The organism is Mesobacillus sp. S13 (assembly GCF_020422885.1).
Lineage (GTDB): Bacteria > Bacillota > Bacilli > Bacillales > Cytobacillaceae > Mesobacillus > Mesobacillus selenatarsenatis_A.
On the sequence record NZ_CP084622.1, the window covers coordinates 3,829,704 to 3,849,148 of the forward strand.

Sequence of the window (19,445 nt, forward strand, 5' to 3'; positions counted from 1 at the left end):
ACAAGCGCTGGAGCTGGACAACTCTCGATATAAAGTCATATTTTCTTATCTTTTATAATAACCTCCGGCCTGCCGACAGGATAATATTCAATTGGACACCCTACCTTAAGGACGACTTGCTCCAAACAGTTCCTGCCGTCAAAGATGATTCGCTGCTTCATGACATCCAATAGGACAGCAACATCAAGCTGTTTGAACTCATCCCATTCTGTCACTATAAACAAAGCATCAGCACCTGTCGCAGCTTCAACTGCAGAGTCAACGTAAGTGATGATGTCACCGATGACCTTCCTTGCATTGCCTGTGGCAACCGGATCATATGCTGTAACTTTTCCACCAGCAGCAGTGATGGCGCGGGCGATCCTGATCGACGGCGCTTCCCTCATATCATCCGTATTCGGTTTGAAGGAGAGGCCGAGCATGGCGATTTTCTTTCCTTTTAATGTACTGAATCGTTTCAAAGCCTTATCAACAAGCAACTTTTGCTGATGGTCATTGATGGCGATTGTCTCTTCTAATAATGAAAAAGGAACTCCTAGCTCCTTGGATGTATGCAGGAGTGCTTTAACATCTTTAGGAAAACAGGACCCGCCATATCCTATTCCGGCGTTTAAAAAGGCTGATCCAATTCGCTTGTCAAAGCCCATTCCCTTAGCTACAGCCTCGACGTCAGCTCCAGCGGCTTCGCAAAGATTAGCGATTGCATTAATAAAGCTGATTTTTGTCGCCAAAAATGCATTGGAGGCGTATTTAATCATTTCTGCGCTTCTGACATCCGTCAACAAAAACGGAACATTAAGCGGCCGATACATCTCCTGGATTTTTTCAGAGGCATCAGCATCTTCCGAGCCAATGATAATCCTGTCTGCTTTCAAGGTATCCTCAATGGCTGTTCCCTGCCGGAGGAATTCGGGGTTAGAGACCATCTTGATCTCAACATTATTTTTTAGCTGCCCCAATAACAGATGTTTCACATATTCATTCGTACCAACTGGCACAGTACTTTTAACGACGACTACACAATCCCGGACAATATGTTCAGCAAGATCCTTTGCTGCATGCTCAAGATAGCTCAAGTCCGCCTGCCCATCGTCGCTCTGAGGTGTCCCGACAGCAATGATGATGATGTCAGCTTTCCTTAATCCCTGCGGATGATTAGAAGTGAAAGTAAGTCTTCCTTCAGAGATATTTCTCATGAGAAGTTCATCAAGCCCTGGTTCATAAATCGGGGACCTGCCTTGCTTGAGGACATCGATTTTCCTTTCATCCACATCTATGCAAACTACGTCATGCCCAATTTCGGCGAGGCAAACTCCAGTGGATAATCCTACATATCCAGTTCCAAGTACAGCGACGTTCATTATCAGTCACACTCGCTCTTCAGGTCCGTCATCCCCAGAACATCTCTCAAATACTCGATGACATCGTCCCGGGTATCTTCCCTTTGCAGTGCGAAATCAATTGTTGCCTTGATGAAACCGATTTTATCCCCGATATCATATCGCTTTCCCTCGAAGTTGTATGCCAATACAGCCTGCCGTCTATTAAGCTCATTAAGCGCATCCGTCAGCTGAATTTCTCCGCCGTGGCCGGAGGGAAGCTGTGCCAAGACGTCAAAAATTTCAGGCCTCAAGACATAGCGTCCCATAATCGCGTAATTGGAAGGAGCCTCCTCCTTTTTTGGCTTTTCTATCAATGAATCGATGTAGAATAGGTTCGGCTCCAGGTTCGCTCCCTTTGGCTTTACGATTCCATACTTGCTGACATCGCTATCCCCTACGCTCTGTACAGCAATGACAGAGCTATTGCAGTATTCAAATACATTGATAATTTGCTTTAAGCAAGGAATTTCTGACTTTACAATGTCATCGCCAAGCAAAACAGCAAAAGGCTCATTGCCGATAAAACTTTTTGCGCAGAGAATGGCGTGCCCAAGGCCTTGCGCTTCTTTTTGCCGAACGTAATAAATCTTTGCCAGGCTGGATATATTTTGGACCTCTTCTAAAATATCAAGCTTATTCTTTTTTAATAAAGCATCTTCCAGTTCATAGGATTTATCAAAATGATCCTCTATCGATCTTTTTCCCCTGCCGATGATGATAATAATTTCCTCGATCCCAGAGGCGACTGCTTCCTCTACGATATATTGGATTGTCGGCTTATCAACGATCGGCAGCATTTCCTTAGGCTGCGCTTTTGTTGCCGGTAAAAATCGTGTCCCCAGCCCTGCTGCCGGGATAATAGCTTTGCGGATTTTCATATGCTGCCTCCCTTTTGAATTCCATAGTCTTGTATATTCAAAAGGCCAAGCACCCGGCACGTTAAAGGCCCACTATTTTGAAAAAAGACATTAAAATGCGAAGTAAATAGTTACTGTCTATTCATGAATAGGCCTGTAAACCTTTCATGAATCTTGTAAAAGCAAAATGTGTGTGTAAGTAGAGACGGTTGCGGAGCTGGGTTTTGCTTCGTGAATTCTACGATGGACAAAAATTGGTATGCTTCTTTCTTTTCTGTCCGTCATGAACCGGATGATGGACAAAGACTACTGCGTTCCCTTCCTTTCTGTCCGTAATGAACCGAATGATGGACAAAAACTGCTGCGTTTCCTTCCTTTTTGTCCGTCATGAACCGGATGATGGACAAAAATTGCTGTGCTTCTTTCTTTTCTGTCCGTCATGAACCGGATGATGGACAAAAACTGCTGTGCTTCTTTCTTTTCTGTCCGTCATGCCCATAGTGATGGGTATAGACAGTTCACTCTGGTTCACTGTCTTCCAATCAACAAAATGGCTGGCGCTTTTTTTCTTTGTCCTGTAAAGGTAAAATAGACTTGAAAGGAAGTGGTCAGATGGCAAACTCGGTTGCAGGCACTAGCCAGTCACATTTAACTCAATATATTCCGCCAAAAGGTATATACGAAGAATTTGAGGACGAAGTTCATTATCTCGAGAAGGTCAAAGAATGGGGTTTGAGCACGAAGAAAGAGTTTTGGTATAAAGACAGATACCAGCATTGTCTGGTTACGATAAAAGGGTATGAAATCTTCGGTGAAAGTGCTGAATTCAATACTCTTGTGATTGAATTTCCGGATGGCAATTTAACTTGTATCCACCCGGCGTATCTCAAGGAGATGCAATCTTCCAGCTTCGGTAAGGAAATCATTGCTCAAGCTTCCGGGGATGAAAGTGCAGTTGTAGAGGTAAAGAAAGAGAAGCCTAAAGCAACAGCTCCTGCGGCAACGGAAGCTAAAGCTAAAACTCCTGCAAAAAAGGAAAAAGGAAAAAAGGAAAAGACTCCAAAATTAGTGCTGCCAGAGGAAAAGGTCCATTTTACAGCGACGGTGAAGCAGTTTGCGCTTAGCTGGAACCATTTCAATGAGGATAATGACGAAGTAGTCGTTTTCGAGAATGTCAGGATCGAGCAGGAAGAACCTATCGAGGTTGGTTTGGCATGGGGCTCACACAGCAAAACGCTGAAAAAGCATGAACTCGAGCCTGGACAGCAGCTTGAATTCGACGGCAAAATCGTCAAAAAGAACCTTCCAAAAGGCAAGGACGTCGAAGATGAAACTTTGCTTCTTGATGTCTCAGTTGCTTACAAAATCAATAACCCTTCGAAAATCACTAAAAAGTAATAAGGACTGGCAACAAGTAAGCCAGTCTTTTTTTATTATTACTGAAGTTGATGGTAGAAAAATAAACGTAAAAATTCCCTTTATATTTGAAACGCCCCTTAACTCTTTAAAAATAAGGGGCGAATTTCCGGTTATTTAATCCAAATCGTTGAATTTCATCTTTTTTTTAGCAGTTAATCGGAAATCATTCGCTTATATCCGTTTCATAAGTGTCCTTGCCAGAAAATAGCCGGAATTTCTCCGTTTATGAATCCTCTTAGCTACATGAAAATCATCACCGAAGATTACAGGGCTATTTTGAAAAAGTTTGAAGAAATTGGATTAGCGCTGGGCCAAGCAAAACGATGAACAAGCTAGGAAAAATAAACAGGACAAGAGGAAACAGCATTTTTACCGGAGCCTTCATAGCTTCTTCCTCTGCGCGCTGTCTGCGTCGTTCCCGAACCTCATTCGACTGGACACGGAGAACCTGTACCATACCAATTCCCAGCTTTTCAGCCTGCAGGATGCTGCTAATGAAAGCTCGTACTTCCTCGACTTCGATCCTATTTTTGATTCCGGTAAGTGCTTCTCTCCTTGTTCGGCCAAGCCTCAGCTCTTCAAGGCTGCGATGGAACTCGGCAGACAAGACGCCATTCTTTTTCGATACGACCTTACTTACTGCCGAATCAAATCCAAGTCCCGCTTCCAGGCTGACGGTCAAGAGATCGAGAATATCAGGAAGCTCTTTTAGAGCGCTTTTATTCCTTGTCTTTTTCTTGATGCTTAAATAATAGTGTGGCAGGAAAATGCCTGCTGCAAGCCCTATTATCAGGAACAGGAATATCCCTGCATAGCCTGCCTGGAGTAAGGCTCCATATCCGCCTGCCAAAAGCGGGAACAGCAGCACAAGGGAGATTTGCAGCAGCCTGAAATCAACAGGTGACATGCCAAAAGGGCTCCCGGCTAGCTGAAGCTTCGTCTCGATTTTCGCTTCCTTTTCGCCTGGCATCCTCCGTTTAAAGCTTCTTTTAAATTCATTGATCAACGGCTTTCCGATTCGCTCAAATAAGGAAGCGTTACTGACCTTTTCAGTGACATCTGGAATCTCTTCCTTCACGCCGCTGACAAAGGTAGACATACGCTTTTTTAAGTGGCTGGCCTTTTCTGCCCGCATTAAGTACAGTCCATAGATGGCAAACGCAATCGTTAAGAAAAATGTAAAATAGAGCATCCCTACACCTCAACTGCCGTAATTTTGCGGATGAGAACAAATCCAATGATGCCGGCGAATATGCCGGCGATCGTCAATGCAATTCCTATTGGGTGACGGAAAAGCGTTCCGATATATTCAGGCTCGATTAAATAAAGGACGAAAGCCAAGATGATCGGTAGCAAGCCAATTACAATTCCCGATAGTCTCCCCTGAGCAGTCAGTGAAGATATCTGCCTGTGAATTTTTGTCCGCTCCCTTATTGTCTGGACTATTTTATCAAGCACTGTCGCTAGATTCCCTCCTACCTGACGCTGAATCAATATGGCCTGGATCATTAAATCCAGATCCTCGCTAGGCATTCTTTCTTTAAGGTCATTTAAGGAGTCCTCCAGACTAGCTCCATATTGCATCTCCTTGATGACACTGTCCATTTCTTCCTTTATCGGTGAACCCGCTTCCTCTATCACCGTTTTCAAAGCCTGCTGAAAACTGAACCCAGCCCTTAAAGACCCGACAATCGTAGAAATCATATCTGGAAGCCCATCATTGAATTTCACGATGCGTTCCTTAATTTTCTTTTTTACATACCAGCCGGGTAACAGGAATCCGATGAAAAAGCCGATAACCATCAGGAGTATGTTCCCTGAAACAAGGAGCATAAAAAAACCTGTGGCTCCTGCTGCCAGCCATTTAAAAAGGATATATTCCTCCGGCTTAAGCGGAAGACCTGACCTCCTAAGCATGGTCTCGAGTTTTGAATTCTTCTCCTTGGTCAGCATGTTCTTCCTGACCTTTTGCTTTGTCATTTGGTAGTAAACCATCAAATCATATTGCTTCCTGTCAAGCTTCGTCCCTGAACTAGCCAAGTATTTTTCAATTCGCTTCTCCAGACGCTTGTCCGAAAGAAAGATCCGGTGAAAAATCGAGTAAAAAAATAAAAATACTGTCATCATGAACAAGGCGGTAAGGATATAGATCATGCTCCCCACTCCTCGCCTTCGATAAAGACATTTGCTGGAATGTAGATGCCTGATGCTTCAAGGCGCTCATAGAACTTGGGGCGGACACCAGTGGGGACGAGATGTCCGATGATTTTACCATCCTCATTCACTCCATGTTGCTTATATGTAAAAATATCCTGGAGCACGATGACATCGCCTTCCATCCCCTGCACCTCGGTAATACTGGTGATTTTTCTCGATCCATCCTTCAAGCGAGATTGCTGAATTATGACGTCAAGAGCACCAGCGATTTGTTCGCGGATTGCTTTTACTGGAAGCTCAACACCTGCAAGCAGCACCATCGTTTCGAGACGGGCAATCATATCCCTTGCGCTATTTGAGTGGCCGGTTGCCAGAGAACCATCATGTCCCGTATTCATAGCTTGAAGCATATCCAAGGCTTCAGCACCGCGGACTTCACCGATCACGACCCGGTCAGGCCTCATCCGCAGCGAGTTCCTTACAAGATCCCTTATCGTGATCGAACCCTTGCCCTCGATATTGGGCGGTCTTGATTCCAGTGATACGACATGGTCCTGTCCGAGCTGAAGCTCGGCTGCATCCTCAATCGTGATAATCCTTTCATCATGCGGGATGAAGTTTGACAGAACATTGAGGGTCGTCGTTTTTCCGGAGCCCGTCCCGCCTGAGACAAATATATTCAGCCTTGCTTTAACACAAGCCTCTAAAAAAATCGCCATTTCGTTGCTTAGTGTTCCAAAATTAACTAAATCCTCAATTTGAAAGGGATCCTTTGAGAATTTCCTGATTGTGACTGTTGGCCCATTCAATGCAAGAGGCGGAATAATTGCGTTGACACGTGACCCATCCGGAAGCCTCGCATCGACCATCGGCGAGCTTTCATCAATCCTTCTGCCAAGGGGTGCAACGATTTTTTCGATGATGCTCATGACATGCTCTTCGTCCCTGAACATGATTGAAGTCAGCTCAATCTTCCCTTTCCGTTCACAGTACACTTGTGCAGGCCCATTTACCATTACCTCACTGACATCTTCGTCAATCAGCAATGGATTGATCGGCCCAAACCCGGTTAGATCATTCCTGAGTTCATCGACGACCTTCTTCCGGTCAATGCTGCCCCTGAATTGTTCATCCTCTTTCATGATTTCAATTGCCATCGTATCTAGCTGAGGAATGATCTCCTCTACAGGTGCATCTTTGAATTCCTGAAGAATCTTTTTATGAATGAGGTTTTTAAGCTCCTGATGCTTATCCTGCTTCCTTTTGATTTCCGGACTGACAGCCTCTTTTTTATGTGGTTCCCTGAACACAGACCGGATGTCTACTTTTGGTTGCGAGTCAGCCTGGGCAAAAAATTCGTCGTGCTGACTCCCCATCCCTTCAACTTGCTGGGTCCTTTCCTGGATGCGATTCAGAAGGCTCATTGTGCTGTTCCTCCCTTCATGCGTTTTCTGCCAATTAATTTTGATAAGAAAGAAGGTGATTTCGACTCCTTGAATAGAGTGATTTCACGCCTTGTGGAAATTCGTTCAGCCATTTTGAAAATGGCTTTGGCGACATCAGTCTTGCCCTGGTTAATGACAAAAGGAATCCCGATATTAAGTGATTGCGAGCATGTTTGAAAATCATTGGGTATATAGACAGGATCCTCGTATCCAAGAATCCTTGCTGCATCTGCTGCCTGGATCACACTCTCCATGTTCGCGCGATTGATTACGAGTGTGACTTTATTTTTTAATTCAAGAATATCGAAGGTCTCAAGCATCAGCTTCGTATTCTTCAAAGCTGTCATCTCCAAATTGGCCATGACCATGATTTGATCCGCTTTCTCAGCGATATGGACTGTATGATCATTTAGGCCTACAGAGGTATCGACGATCACATAATCATAGTTCAACAGCATCAGATCAAGAATCCTATCCACCGCTTCTTTCGTGACAAGATCTGCAAACTCAGGCCGATCCGGAGCTGCCATGACCTTCACGCCGCTTTCATGCTTCGACATATATCCTTCTATAGAGTATTCATCGAGAGTGCTCATCCCCTCAATCACTTCTTGGATGGTAAAAGCAGACTTCAAATCCATGGCCAGACCGATATCCCCAAATTGAAAATCCCCATCCAATATCGCTACAGATATATTTTTCTTCACTAAAGCTCCAGCCAGATTGACCGTCAGGACCGTGCGACCAATCCCGCCTTTTGCACTGCAAACGGCAATAAGCTCGCCGCGTTTCATCTTAGCCGGCTTCTTTTCATGTATTTGCAGTTCATCCGTATTTTCCATGATTGGTCACCCTCCATCTTCTTCAATCTTGGTCGCTGTCGCCCACTGATTTCTTTTCCGTTATGACTGGCCGCTTATGCAGCATGAAATGGATACTGCCTTGTTCAGCTGAATTGACAAGCTTTAAAGCATCCGCTGGCTTAAGTTCTACCGTAACAGAGCTGTATTCGGCATAGGGCTCCTGCGTATCCTCAGGAAGGACAATTTTCCTTCCTACTGCCAACACTCTCGCCTTTTCCAAAATAATCGTGGATTGAACCTTCGTTTCGTTTCCTTCCGTTTTCTTTAACGAAAAAACAACATCAACTTCATCTTCCGGTTCAATTAAATTGGATACCGACTGATTGAAATTCGCTCCAACCGAAACGGCTCTATATCCTTCTCGCACTTTCCTAGATACATAGATCTCTTCACTAATTTCTGTGCCAAGGCGGTGGGACAGAACTGCCTCCCCCTGCTCGATATCTGCGTTTGCGAGCTTGCCAACTGCATCAGCCTGATTTTTTATCGTATTGGCATGAAGTGCCTTCTCTGGAACCATGACCATCTCAAGCTTCTGTGCATTGATTAGTTCATTTTTCAAGATTTTCTCTTTGGCAACAACAACCCCAACCAAATTGCTGTTCATTGTTTTTTCCGCGTTCACCTGATTCATATATTGAAAGAATAAAAATGTCGTTACTATACCCATTACTAATGCCAGGACCAAGACAAGCTTTGACCGCATTTTTTGATCACCTACTCCGTTATTCGAATGCTGTATGCGCCATTAAAGGCAGCTGCTTCACCTTCATAACCTGTTCCTGCCCGTTTAATGAACATTCCCTTGATCGAAGTGTCATGGCTGTCCATAGGATCCGTTATGTAAAAATAGGCAAATCCAGTGATTTTCACTTCTTTAACCTGGTTTACGTCGTGGCTATACGGCTGATAAACTGGGACGAGAAGAATCCTCGAACAATCTCTGGAATGAATATCTCTTGGGAATTCCGGGCAAGAATTCACCTTTTCTTGGACTACATTTCTTGTTTTACCAGCAATATTCCCTGTTTGAGTAATGACTACATCCCCCACCGAAAGCTCGTTTTGATATCCATTGCGGAGGTTTTCTTCATATGGACGTGCTCCTGTATCGCCAAGGGCCAAGACCCCAAAGTTTCCATATTCTACTCCGCCAGTATCCACTTTCAGCTGGTATTCCTTGTTGAACTCAAGCGGGATGCTGTCGTCAATGCCAAGTGGTGCTGCTCCTGCCGCCCGTCCCATCGTCCTTAATTCAGCAGCAGAATGGGCTTTGACATCTACAGCTTCAAATCCTAGTAATTTTGAGAATGCCAGGTTTACCTTTTTGGACAGATCAATAGTGACTTTCTTTTCTATCTCTATCGATAGATTATCGACAAGTGCGCCATCCTTATGGGCTGCAACCACCTTTCGTACTACCTCTTCAACCTTCACTTCGTTGTTTGTCAGCTCTTGAGCGCCAGAAAGGACAGCAGCATTAGCTGTTTTCTGCAGCTCAGCCTTTGTCATATAAACCATCCCGCCGTCGATGGCAAGGCCGGCAATGCTAAGGATGACAAACATTGATAGGGCTGCCAATAAAATGGTATTTCCTGACTCTTCAGCAAACCATTTACGTGCCATTTCTTCCTCCTACTCCACTCTGATTGTTGACTCAGCCATGATTGTCAAGGATGAAGAAAACAGGCTGGATACAAACGGAGTGAAAAATTGATAAGGATATTCCAACTTCACAGTAATATAGTCACCAGAAGCCCGTCCCGCTTCCCCGGGAGATATAGAAATGTCGAGATCATCAATCTCTTTCAGCTGAACATAATCCCTGGCAAACGCAGTGATTTCGGAATCACTTTTACCGAGACCTCCCATCCTGACAGTTTCCTGTGCTGCCATATGAAGATGGGCATAAGAATACATAATCCTCCCGAAATCCAATATGCCGACTAACAGCAATAAAAGAACGGGCAAAACAAGAGCCGTCTCAACGAGTGATTGCCCTCTCTCATCACGTCTCATAGCAAGCCTCCTCCAGATGGGAACACAATGGCGGCCAGAGTTCCAATCGCTATGGCCACCCCATATGGATAGGTCGTGTTCAAGGCTTCCTTATCAAGTCCAAGAGGAACCTTCATACCACTGCGCAGCCCGCCCAGAAACATGCCAATTTGTCTTAGCCTGTTTAGGACACCCTTTCTAAAAAACAGAATGATCAGCGCCATAATCCCTCCAGCAAACGCCATATAAACAGCCGCCGTCAATACAAATACAACTCCCTTTAAGCCGCCGACCACCGCAAGCAGTTTTACATCCCCAGCTCCCATTCCCCCAAGCAAATAAGGAATCAGCAAAATCGAGAAGCCAACTGCTGTGCCTGCAAGAGAAAAGCCAATGCCCTGGATTCCATCAAAGACCGAATGTAAAACCAGTCCCACCAGTAAAAAGGGAAATAAAACCTTGTTATAAATCTTCCGTTCTCTCAAATCAGTTATGACACAAATGACTATTAAGGCTATTAATAAAAAATCAACAAACATCGATTTACCTCATTTCAGTGAGGAGTTTTAAAAAAGCCTCACGTTTTTCAACGCGAGGCTGTTTATGCCTGTACCTCTGATTATAAAAATACTGAATTAACAAGTACCAATCGTATAGTAGATTATAAAATAAAGGCCATTTAAGGTTATTGTTAATCCAGCATTGTACTCTAGTAATTATGGAGTATTGTTCCCTGTTTCTGCGCCAGTTACTGCAGTAACGACATTTTGGAACATTTCAACAATCTCTCCGCGAAGCGTTACAAGTGCTCCAACAACCGCTACCGCAATAACTCCAAGTACCAAACCGTACTCAGTCATACCTTGTCCTTGCTCTTCTGTGAATAGTGCTTTCATTTTTGCTTTCATGTTTTATAACCCCTTTTCATTTAATTAGTTTGATAGAGTGACCGACTTTCGTTCCGGTATTCCGGATCGTACCTTCTGGAAGCTCGAAGACGGAATACGCACCTTTGCAGCGCTTTCCCATTTTCGCAGGCTCTAGTTGTTCTTCCGCGCCTACAATTTCAAAGTTCTCGTTGATGTAAAGAACATCGATGGAATAGTTCATAAAAAAGGTATGGATGGACCGGCAGGGTTGTATGTAGAGACCGTGACCGTCTGGCAAGCTGTCTGTCAGCATCAGCCCTTTGAATCTGCTGAAAAAGGTATCTGCTATTTTTACATTCGCTGCCAAAACTCTGCCGTTCGATTCGTTCACAAGCCTCACTTTGCTTTTCACCTCCGACTGTACAGAAATAAACCCCGCCTTTACCGAAAGGGGGGTTTCTGAATACATACTCCATGTAATTCACCCTGATCTTTCGGTAGCTGGCTGGCTTAGCAATAAATTGCCGTAGCCCCTATAGCTTTGCGTCGCTGGTTTTCACCAGGTTTGCCTTTATCGAGAACCAGTGTATATCCGACTGATCTCTTACCCACATCATAATTATAATCACTCTTCAACAAAATCCACCAAAATACCTGATTTTTCTAAAAATTCCAACACATCTTTCGACTCAGGAAAATCAAACTATTTTTCCGATAGGTAGTGCTTAAATCCCTATTCAGATAATTAACAATATTCACGAATGATTTACTACTATTAAAAAAGGTTTTTTCATGGATAATTCAGCACACTCCATTCGCCGTTTTATAGGTAGATTGATTTGTTTTCTGTTGATTTTTCTTTATCGAATAGGTCATAAACCACTGAATTTCTTGAAAAAAATATGAAATTTATAATAAGTTTGCATTTCTTTTAAAAAACCGTCATGCTTAAGGAGTGAGAAACAACAATGTAATAGAGCGAGCAGGTGAAAAAATGATTCAAGTTAAAACTTCTGAAATTAGCGATGGGGAATTCAATAGAGGAGTATTCGCAACTCGTGATATTGCAAAAGGCGAATTGATTCATGAGGCTCCCGTGCTATCCTATCCGAACGATCAGCATGTTCATATCGAGAAAACGGCGCTGGCGGATTATGCCTTTGAATATGGCATTAATCATTCTGCTATCCTTCTGGGATATGGTATGTTATTCAATCACTCATACGAGCCTAATGCAACGTATGAAATCAATTTCGACAATCACACATTTGATTTCTATGCCTATCGTGATATCAATGCTGGGGAAGAAATTTTCATTAATTATAATGGGGAAGAAGATAATAACGATCCATTATGGTTCAACAAAGAAGATGAATAAAAACAAAAAGCGCAAGCGCCTCGAACAGCCCCGACAAGCGCTGGAGGGCCGACCGGTGAAGTCGTTCTTTGACTTCATTGGGCGGACCGAAGTGACTCGAGGGGCTAGGCGCTGGAGCTGGATTAGGAATACCATATGTAGTTATCCATAACTAAATAATTATATAATTTCCTAAGAAACAACAAAGCGGCTTCCAATTCAGGAAGCCGCTTTTCATTTTCCTATGTCGCCAGGCACTCCAGTTCAACTACGACTGTCGTCCCTTGCCCTTCTTCACTGATGATTCTCATCGTACCATTATGCTCCTGAATGATTTTATTGCTGACAGTCAAGCCAAGTCCGATTCCTTTATCTTTTGTTGTATAAAAAGGCGTTCCGAGATATCTAAGGCGGTCTGATTCGATGCCTGTTCCCTCGTCAGAAATACTCACAATCACTTTCCCCTGACCATTCGGCTGAAGATCAATAATGATTTTTCCGCCTTCAGGCATGGATTCAATGGCGTTTTTCAGGAAGTTTAAAAATACCTGTTTTAGCTGGTGTGAATTGCAAGAAAGCATGACCAGCTGTTCCGGGTAATTTCTAATAATCTGGACATTATGCAGCAAGGCCTGCGGATGGATGATATTGATCGTGCTATCAAGGATTGATTTCAGGTCTTCTTGTACAAACTTAACGGCCTGAGGCTTCGCCAGTGACATAAACTCATTGACAATTGTATCGATCCTGTCGAGTTCATTCATGATGATGGCCAGATAATCTGCTTGCTTCTCTTTATCAAGACAAGTTTGCAATAGTTTCGAAAAGCCTTTCAATGAAGTCAACGGGTTGCGGATTTCATGTGCCACTCCTGCTGCCAGCTGTCCGGTGACCGAAAGCCTGTCCAGGTTCCTGATGGTGGCGTCCTGTTTGACCCGGTCGGTAATATTCCGGCCAACACTGACAAAGGACTCTATCTCTTTTTTCTCATTGTAAATCGGCGAAAAATTATATTCTGTGTAAACCGTATTTTGATTACAGGTCATGAACTTCTTCCGTAAAATCTGCGGCTCACCTGTTTCGATAATTTCCTCCAGCTTTTTATCAAGGACAGACTCTTCCTCTTGCGACAAAAATTCACTTAGACTTTTACCGACAATTTCCTCTGGCTTCAGATTGATTACTTTTTCATGTGAAGGTGATGCATACACGATCACTTTATTCTTATCAATCACCTTGATCAGGTCAGTCGTATTCTCGGTGATCAGTTCATACAATTCCCTTGTCCTATTTAGTTCGCGCTCCATGCTCACTATCTGGGTGATGTCACGATAAATCGCAATGATCGCAATTATTTTCCCGCTTTTATTCCGGAAAGGAGAGTATGAGACCGCAATATCCAGCAGGGACCCGTCTTTATGGAAACGCTGCGTTATCATGTTGGTAAAGGCTTTTCCCTTCTGTACTTCTGAAATGATCCCTGGAACAAAATCAGGATTTGAAAACTCATAGAAAGTTCGCCCAATCAAGTCTTCTTCTGTATAGCCGAAAATTTCCGTGTACTTATGGTTGATTCTTAAAAATCGATTCTCCATATCGACAATAGCAAATCCATCAGCTGTGCAATCCAAAAATAAACTTAGCAGTTCATTAGGATTATAGATTGTTTCATCATCTGTACCGAATATTGGGAAACTATTACGCATAGAGATCTCTCCAAACTGTTTTAGCATTATATGCCTATTTTACAGAAGGTTTAGATTTTTCAAAAGAAGTATTTCTCTATCTTTCTATTAAAAAGTAAAAAACCGCTATCTTTTTTGAAAGATAGCGGCTGAAATTATTCAGAAAGATGGCTGATGACTTTTCCCACTGCTGCCTCTGCCTGATCGATGCACCCAGGGATGCCGACCCCTTCAAATGAACCGCCGGCAAGGTAGACACCCGGGAGCTCATGGCCCAGCTGTTTTTTCACCTGTGCAATCCTTTCAAGGTGGCCGACCGTATATTGCGGCATCGACTTTCTCCACCTTGTGATTACATGAAAAATTGGCTTTGCCGTGATGTTCATCGTCTTATTCAAATCTCTTAGAACGAGGTCGACGATTTCATCATCTGCCAAATCCACCGCTTCCTGATCATCCGGCTTCCCGACATAGCAACGGAGCAGCGCCATATCTTCCGGTGAGGTACCTGGCCACTTCTTATGCGTCCAGGTACATGCTGTGATCCTGAAATCGCTGTTCCTTGAAACGAGGAAACCAGTTCCGTCGATATCTTTCTCAATTGCCGATTTTGGGAATGCCATCGCCACATTTGCCACAGAATTGGATGGCATATTTTTGAAGTCATCCATAAATGCGTATTCGGAAAGCATCTGCTGTGCATGGAAATGATCGGTCGTGATGACAACATTGTCTGCAGCTTCTACATCTCCCGTTTCAAGCAGGACCTGGTAGGTACTGCCTGTCTTTACTACCTTTTTTACAGCCATCTTCTTTATGACCGTTCCCTCTTCCAGGCGGCTTTCAACCCGGTGGATCAACTCCTCAAGGCCTGTTGACAATGAGATGAACATACCTTTTTTAGAACCAGTTTGTTTGACTGTTTTTGGCGGCTTTGGCATTGATTTATTCAGTCCTACGACGAGACTGCGATGCTGTTGTTCGATATCGTAAAAATTTGGGAACAAGGCCATCAGGCTCAGTTCATCAATATCGCCCGCATATATTCCTGATAATAACGGATCAATCAGATTGTCAACCACCTCATCACCCAGCCGATGACGGAAAAAGGCCCCAAGTGACTGATCTGCTTTCGGTGCTCCTTTTGGTAAAATAAAATCCCCCGCTGCCCGCAATTTCCCCAGCGGCGAAAATAAACCCGATAATGCAAATGGGGTTACCTTTGTGGGAATGCCCATGAAAGATCCCTCAGGCATCGTGTGAAGCTTGCCTCTAGCATAAATATAGGATTTACCGGCTGTGTTGGAAATGATTTTATCCTTGAGGCCAACTTCTTCTATCAATCTCATAGCACTTTTCTTTCTCGCTATGATCGAATCCGGCCCTCTCTCAATAACGAATCCGTCACGCTTCTCAGTACTGATGACACCACCGAGACGGTCACTTGCTTCAATCAATTTCACTTTAATGGGCAGTTGCTTTTCCCTGGCTTCCTTTTGCAGATAAAACGCTGTCGCCAACCCTGTAATCCCGCCGCCAACAACAATAACCTTCTTTTCGTCCATTCCGCTCACCTATTCTTTAGTAATGTAATGTATTTTGATTATCCTATTTATGGATTAAGTAGGTATGTGAAGTTTTTAACATATCTAAGTATAGCACCCCACCCGAAAAGGAAGATGGCTGTTTTTTTACTAAAATGTGAACGAGGAGTTTGAGAAAGTATTGGATGATTGCCACGTCGGGGAATTGGGCGGAATCGGATGCGTATTTCATCGAAACTGGTGGCATTCGCTGAATGAAGCGTTTTTTCTTTGTTGAATCAAGATGATCAATCAATCTTGAATGAAATGTACCCTTATAGAGTGTGGGAACGCTGGATAAGGGTACATTTTGTTCTTAAACGTACCCTTATCGTTGCCTGGTGCCTCACATAAGGGTACGTCTACCTCTTAAATGTACCCTTATCACAGACGAAACCCTCGCATAAGGGTAATTTATCCCAAAAATCATATATTCATATCTCTTTTTCGATAAAACACAAAGGTGACAATCGTGAGCCCGGCTAGCAGCAAGAATGACAACGCAAGATACAGTGGTTCGAATCCGCCTTCCTCCAAAACCAGCTTCGCGTCATAATACTTGAATGGAGTCAGGAATTTTAAACCTCTCAGCTTTTCATTCAGGTCGACTGCGACTGAGAGAATGAAAAGGAGGAGCAGGATTCCTGTGGCCAGGGATGTTGCTTTTTTCGCGTTCTTCAAGACAGCAGCGATTGCCGTTCCGATGACAAGGAAGATCAATTGAAGGATGAACATCCCAACCATCAGCAGGATGATGTCCCCCATTATATCCTCCCCTTCCGCATATTTCTGAACCATTCCAACGGAGGAGGCCAAGGTGACTAGATTAAAAACAATTATATTCACGAGGGCGGCCAATAGTTTAGATGTAATCATCTTTGTTCTCGAAATCGGTTTGACTAGCAGGAACTCTACCGTTTTGTCTCTCTCTTCCTTGGCGAGGATGTTCGATCCGAGCATTGCTGCATGGATGGCTGCCATCACGGCAAGGTAAAAAAACAGGACTCCGAAATAACCGATTGGTGTCGACAAATCCAGCGATCCTGTCCCCATGATTGCCTGAAGAGATTTAGGCATATCCGCCATCAGTGCGTTCATCGATTGGCCGGTTCCCTCGAGGCTCGAGTATTTTGCCATCCCCGACGCGACCATGAATACCACGCCAATGCACCAGATGATTAGCGATTTTCTGTTTGCTTTCATTTCTCTTTTAAAAAGATTCACGATTTTCCCTCCTCCCTAAACGGAATGGACATCTTTTTTTCCGTATAAATAGTAACTGGCAATCACCGCTGCCACGATAAACAGCGCCCCAGTCACAAGAAAAGCAGCTTCATAGCTGGCATGCTCCGTGATATATGTCGAGTCAAAGTAATTGAATGGCGTCAAATAACGCAATGCTTCATCATCTGTTGTCGAACTGATCATCCCGAGCATGAAAAATCCGAACACAGTACCGAGCGAGACCGAAATCACCGATTTAATCCTAGGAAAAATCACGGAGATCACGATTCCAAGCGCCATGAATATAAGCTGAAGGAAGAACAGGGAAGCCGCAATCAAGAATAAGGCTTCTTTGTTAAAATCGTCCCCAGCCACGATGGAGGCCATCATAAAGGTCGCTGCGATAAAAACGATATTGGTCAAGGCAAGGGAAACGAGCGCAGCCAACAGCTTGGAAGTAACAACTTGCGCTCTCGTCACCGGCTTGGTCAGCAGGAAATCGGCTGTCTTCTCTCGTGTTTCCTTGGATAAAATCGAGGTGCCCAGGTTCATCGCCTGGATGGCGCCCGCAAGCTTAAGATACAGGAATGCATACGAGAAGAACCCAATCAATGTCGCAATGCTGTCAACCGACAGCCCAATTGCTTTCCGCAACTCTACGGGGAAACCTTCTAGCAGCTTTTTGAACTCTTCGGCATCTTGTGAAAAAGAAGGAAACATTGATAAAAACAACACCACCAGCGCCACCAATGACAGAGTCCATATCATCGTCGACTTCCGGTACGCCTTCAGCTCATGAAGGAACATATTCATGATTTATTCCTCCTTTTCATAGTAATGCATGAAGATTTCTTCAAGGTCCGGCTCCTCCACCCAGAGGTTCGATACCTCGATTTCAGCGATTTTTTTCATGATCAAGTTGAGATTTCCTCTAAACAAAAAGCTGATTGTGTTGCCATCCTGCTCTATTTGGTTCACGCCTTCGATATCAAAAAGGCTCTTATCGATGATTGAATGAGATTCGATTTTGAATTTCTTGTACGTGTTTTCTTTTAGCGTGCTGATTTTCTCGACCGTGACAATCCGGCCGTCCTTGATGATGGCCACCCTGTCACACAGCCTTTGCACCTCACTGAGGATATGGGAAGAAAACAGGATGGTCGCGCCTTTCTTATTTTCTTTTTCCAGAAGTTCGAAAAACTTCTGCTGCATAAGCGGATCCAGGCCGCTTGTCGGCTCATCGAGGATGATCAGCTTCGGTTCATGCAGCAGTCCCTGGACGATACCCACCTTCTTCTTGTTCCCAAGTGAAAGGTCATCGATTTTCTTGGTCAAGTCCAGTTCCATGATGTCTGCAAGCTCTTTGATCCGGTTGGTGCAATCCTTTTTGTAAAAGCTTGCTGAATACTTAAGCAGGTCCATAACCTTCATATTGTCATAGTAAAATACTTCCGACGGCAGATAGCCGATATCCTTTTTAATTTCCGGCGCAGCGGTGATGATGTCTTTACCGAAAATCGTCGCACTGCCGCTCGTCGGATAGATCAGCGACAACAGCGTCCTGATCGTCGTCGATTTCCCCGCACCATTCGGCCCTATGAAGCCGAAAATTTCTCCCTCTTCTACATTAAAGCTGACATTCTCAATTCCCCTGGCCTTGCCGTACATTTTCGTCAGATTTTTAATCTCAATCACGTTCATGCCAGACCCTCCCAGATTCTTTTCTATTTATCTTTTCATTCGATTTCACTTAGCCAAGCTAATAAATATCGATGTACATTAGACACTCTTGTAAAAAGCCTTCTTCATCATATCGATATACACTTCTGCTTCCTTGAAGGCTTCATCGAAGTCGTGATGCCCTTTGTTCAGTTTTTTGGCTTTTTCCAGCTCCTGGTTACTGAATCCCTGGAGTGTCCACATGATAATGTTGATCGTTCTTTGGATGTCAACTCCTTCCCTGAACATCGTCATGTCGATATTCTCGAATAATCGGCTGTAGCTAGCCTGGATCAGTTCAGTTTTTGTGTTATTCAATATTTCCTTTACTTCTTCCGCGGTTTCCATTGATGCTGCCACAATGAAATCGAATACTTCGGGATGCTTTGCCATCAGTTTGCTCTTCAGGATCATCAGCGTTTTCATCCGTTCGAAAATGTCTCGTTCGCTCAGGTCCAACTCATTGAAGAACTCTTCTACCATCACATCCGCAAAGTGGTTATAAAGGAATAAATAGAGTTCTTTCTTGTTATTAAAATAATGGAAAAGCAAACCTTTTGAAATTCCTGCTGATTTAACGATTTCATTCGTAGAGGCATTTTCATAACCTTTTTGGGCAAACTCCTTGAGAGCAGCGTTCAGGATTCTTTCCTGCTTTTCAGGATTGATACTTGAAAATTTTGATGTCATCGTGCCCTCCTTAAAGTTTATTGACCAACATGGTCAACACCATTATATTCCTCATTGACCAATCTGGTCAACAACAATCATGGCAAAATTTTCGACAAAAAAAGAAAAGCGCAAGCGCCTTGGTCAGCCCCGACAAGCGTTGGAGGGCGGACCGGCGGAGTTGAAGTTTTGGAGTTTCTAGGAGGCGACACTGGACA

Annotated in this window: 20 protein-coding genes and 1 riboswitch; of the genes, 2 read left to right on the plus strand and 18 right to left on the minus strand. The window is 43.8% G+C overall.

The window, feature by feature from the left end; genetic code table 11:
• Positions 1-35: 35 nt before the first annotated feature.
• Both LGO15_RS19560 and galU read right to left on the minus strand, forming a co-directional pair.
• A complete protein-coding gene (locus tag LGO15_RS19560; RefSeq protein ID WP_226085612.1) occupies positions 36-1,361 on the minus strand; it encodes a UDP-glucose dehydrogenase family protein in 1,326 nt (441 codons plus the stop codon).
• Between the two features lie 2 nt (positions 1,362-1,363).
• On the minus strand, positions 1,364-2,260 hold the full coding sequence (gene galU / locus LGO15_RS19565; RefSeq protein ID WP_167834406.1) for a UTP--glucose-1-phosphate uridylyltransferase GalU: 897 nt from the start codon (positions 2,258-2,260) through the stop codon (positions 1,364-1,366).
• A gap of 591 nt (positions 2,261-2,851) precedes the next feature.
• On the opposite strand from galU, the gene LGO15_RS19570 reads away from it, so the two are divergent.
• Positions 2,852-3,637: a hypothetical protein gene (locus tag LGO15_RS19570; RefSeq protein ID WP_226085613.1), complete on the plus strand. Its 786-nt coding sequence runs from the start codon at positions 2,852-2,854 to the stop codon at positions 3,635-3,637.
• Between the two features lie 292 nt (positions 3,638-3,929).
• On the opposite strand, the gene LGO15_RS19575 is transcribed toward LGO15_RS19570, so the two are convergent.
• The 10 genes from LGO15_RS19575 to LGO15_RS19620 form a co-directional block, all read right to left on the minus strand.
• Positions 3,930-4,850 carry a type II secretion system F family protein gene (locus LGO15_RS19575; RefSeq protein ID WP_226085614.1) on the minus strand — a complete coding sequence of 307 codons (921 nt, stop codon included), beginning with the start codon at positions 4,848-4,850 and terminating at the stop codon, positions 3,930-3,932.
• A 2-nt stretch (positions 4,851-4,852) separates the two neighbouring features.
• A complete protein-coding gene (locus LGO15_RS19580; RefSeq protein ID WP_167834408.1) occupies positions 4,853-5,812 on the minus strand; it encodes a type II secretion system F family protein in 960 nt (319 codons plus the stop codon).
• Positions 5,809-7,239, minus strand: a complete 1,431-nt coding sequence (locus LGO15_RS19585) for a TadA family conjugal transfer-associated ATPase (RefSeq protein WP_226085615.1) — start codon at positions 7,237-7,239, stop codon at positions 5,809-5,811. The genes LGO15_RS19580 and LGO15_RS19585 overlap by 4 nt, the downstream gene beginning before the upstream one ends.
• On the minus strand, positions 7,236-8,102 hold the full coding sequence (locus LGO15_RS19590) for a CpaE/TadZ family protein (RefSeq protein ID WP_209438087.1): 867 nt from the start codon (positions 8,100-8,102) through the stop codon (positions 7,236-7,238). Before LGO15_RS19590 ends, LGO15_RS19585 begins: the two co-directional genes overlap by 4 nt.
• 22 nt (positions 8,103-8,124) lie before the next feature.
• On the minus strand, positions 8,125-8,829 hold the full coding sequence (cpaB, locus tag LGO15_RS19595) for a Flp pilus assembly protein CpaB (protein WP_167834410.1): 705 nt from the start codon (positions 8,827-8,829) through the stop codon (positions 8,125-8,127).
• A gap of 11 nt (positions 8,830-8,840) precedes the next feature.
• Complete coding sequence (locus LGO15_RS19600; RefSeq protein ID WP_226085616.1) at positions 8,841-9,749, minus strand: pilus assembly protein TadG-related protein; 909 nt, start codon at positions 9,747-9,749, stop codon at positions 8,841-8,843.
• Between the two features lie 9 nt (positions 9,750-9,758).
• Positions 9,759-10,142: a TadE/TadG family type IV pilus assembly protein gene (locus LGO15_RS19605; RefSeq protein ID WP_167834412.1), complete on the minus strand. Its 384-nt coding sequence runs from the start codon at positions 10,140-10,142 to the stop codon at positions 9,759-9,761.
• A complete protein-coding gene (locus LGO15_RS19610) occupies positions 10,139-10,660 on the minus strand; it encodes an A24 family peptidase (RefSeq protein WP_167834413.1) in 522 nt (173 codons plus the stop codon). The genes LGO15_RS19605 and LGO15_RS19610 overlap by 4 nt, the downstream gene beginning before the upstream one ends.
• Before the next feature lie 177 nt (positions 10,661-10,837).
• Positions 10,838-11,029: a Flp family type IVb pilin gene (locus LGO15_RS19615; RefSeq protein ID WP_167834414.1), complete on the minus strand. Its 192-nt coding sequence runs from the start codon at positions 11,027-11,029 to the stop codon at positions 10,838-10,840.
• 16 nt (positions 11,030-11,045) lie between these two features.
• Positions 11,046-11,390 carry a DUF192 domain-containing protein gene (locus LGO15_RS19620; protein ID WP_167834415.1) on the minus strand — a complete coding sequence of 115 codons (345 nt, stop codon included), beginning with the start codon at positions 11,388-11,390 and terminating at the stop codon, positions 11,046-11,048.
• A gap of 93 nt (positions 11,391-11,483) precedes the next feature.
• A riboswitch (cyclic di-GMP riboswitch) is annotated at positions 11,484-11,570 on the minus strand.
• Between the two features lie 414 nt (positions 11,571-11,984).
• On the opposite strand from LGO15_RS19620, the gene LGO15_RS19625 reads away from it, so the two are divergent.
• Positions 11,985-12,368, plus strand: a complete 384-nt coding sequence (locus LGO15_RS19625) for an SET domain-containing protein (RefSeq protein WP_167834416.1) — start codon at positions 11,985-11,987, stop codon at positions 12,366-12,368.
• Between the two features lie 221 nt (positions 12,369-12,589).
• Here LGO15_RS19625 and LGO15_RS19630 read toward each other — a convergent pair whose 3' ends face one another.
• The 6 genes from LGO15_RS19630 to LGO15_RS19655 form a co-directional block, all read right to left on the minus strand.
• On the minus strand, positions 12,590-14,053 hold the full coding sequence (locus LGO15_RS19630; protein ID WP_167834417.1) for a PAS domain-containing sensor histidine kinase: 1,464 nt from the start codon (positions 14,051-14,053) through the stop codon (positions 12,590-12,592).
• 134 nt (positions 14,054-14,187) lie between these two features.
• Positions 14,188-15,597 carry a protoporphyrinogen oxidase gene (gene hemY, locus LGO15_RS19635; RefSeq protein ID WP_167834418.1) on the minus strand — a complete coding sequence of 470 codons (1,410 nt, stop codon included), beginning with the start codon at positions 15,595-15,597 and terminating at the stop codon, positions 14,188-14,190.
• Positions 15,598-16,041: 444 nt separating this feature from the next.
• Positions 16,042-16,839: a DUF2705 family protein gene (locus tag LGO15_RS19640; RefSeq protein WP_167834647.1), complete on the minus strand. Its 798-nt coding sequence runs from the start codon at positions 16,837-16,839 to the stop codon at positions 16,042-16,044.
• 15 nt (positions 16,840-16,854) lie between these two features.
• A complete protein-coding gene (locus tag LGO15_RS19645; RefSeq protein WP_167834646.1) occupies positions 16,855-17,652 on the minus strand; it encodes an ABC transporter permease subunit in 798 nt (265 codons plus the stop codon).
• Positions 17,653-17,655: 3 nt separating this feature from the next.
• Positions 17,656-18,540 (minus strand): ABC transporter ATP-binding protein, encoded by an 885-nt coding sequence (locus LGO15_RS19650; RefSeq protein ID WP_167834645.1) that lies wholly within the window; start codon positions 18,538-18,540, stop codon positions 17,656-17,658.
• A 78-nt stretch (positions 18,541-18,618) separates the two neighbouring features.
• A complete protein-coding gene (locus tag LGO15_RS19655) occupies positions 18,619-19,248 on the minus strand; it encodes a TetR/AcrR family transcriptional regulator (protein WP_167834644.1) in 630 nt (209 codons plus the stop codon).
• Positions 19,249-19,445 lie beyond the last annotated feature (197 nt).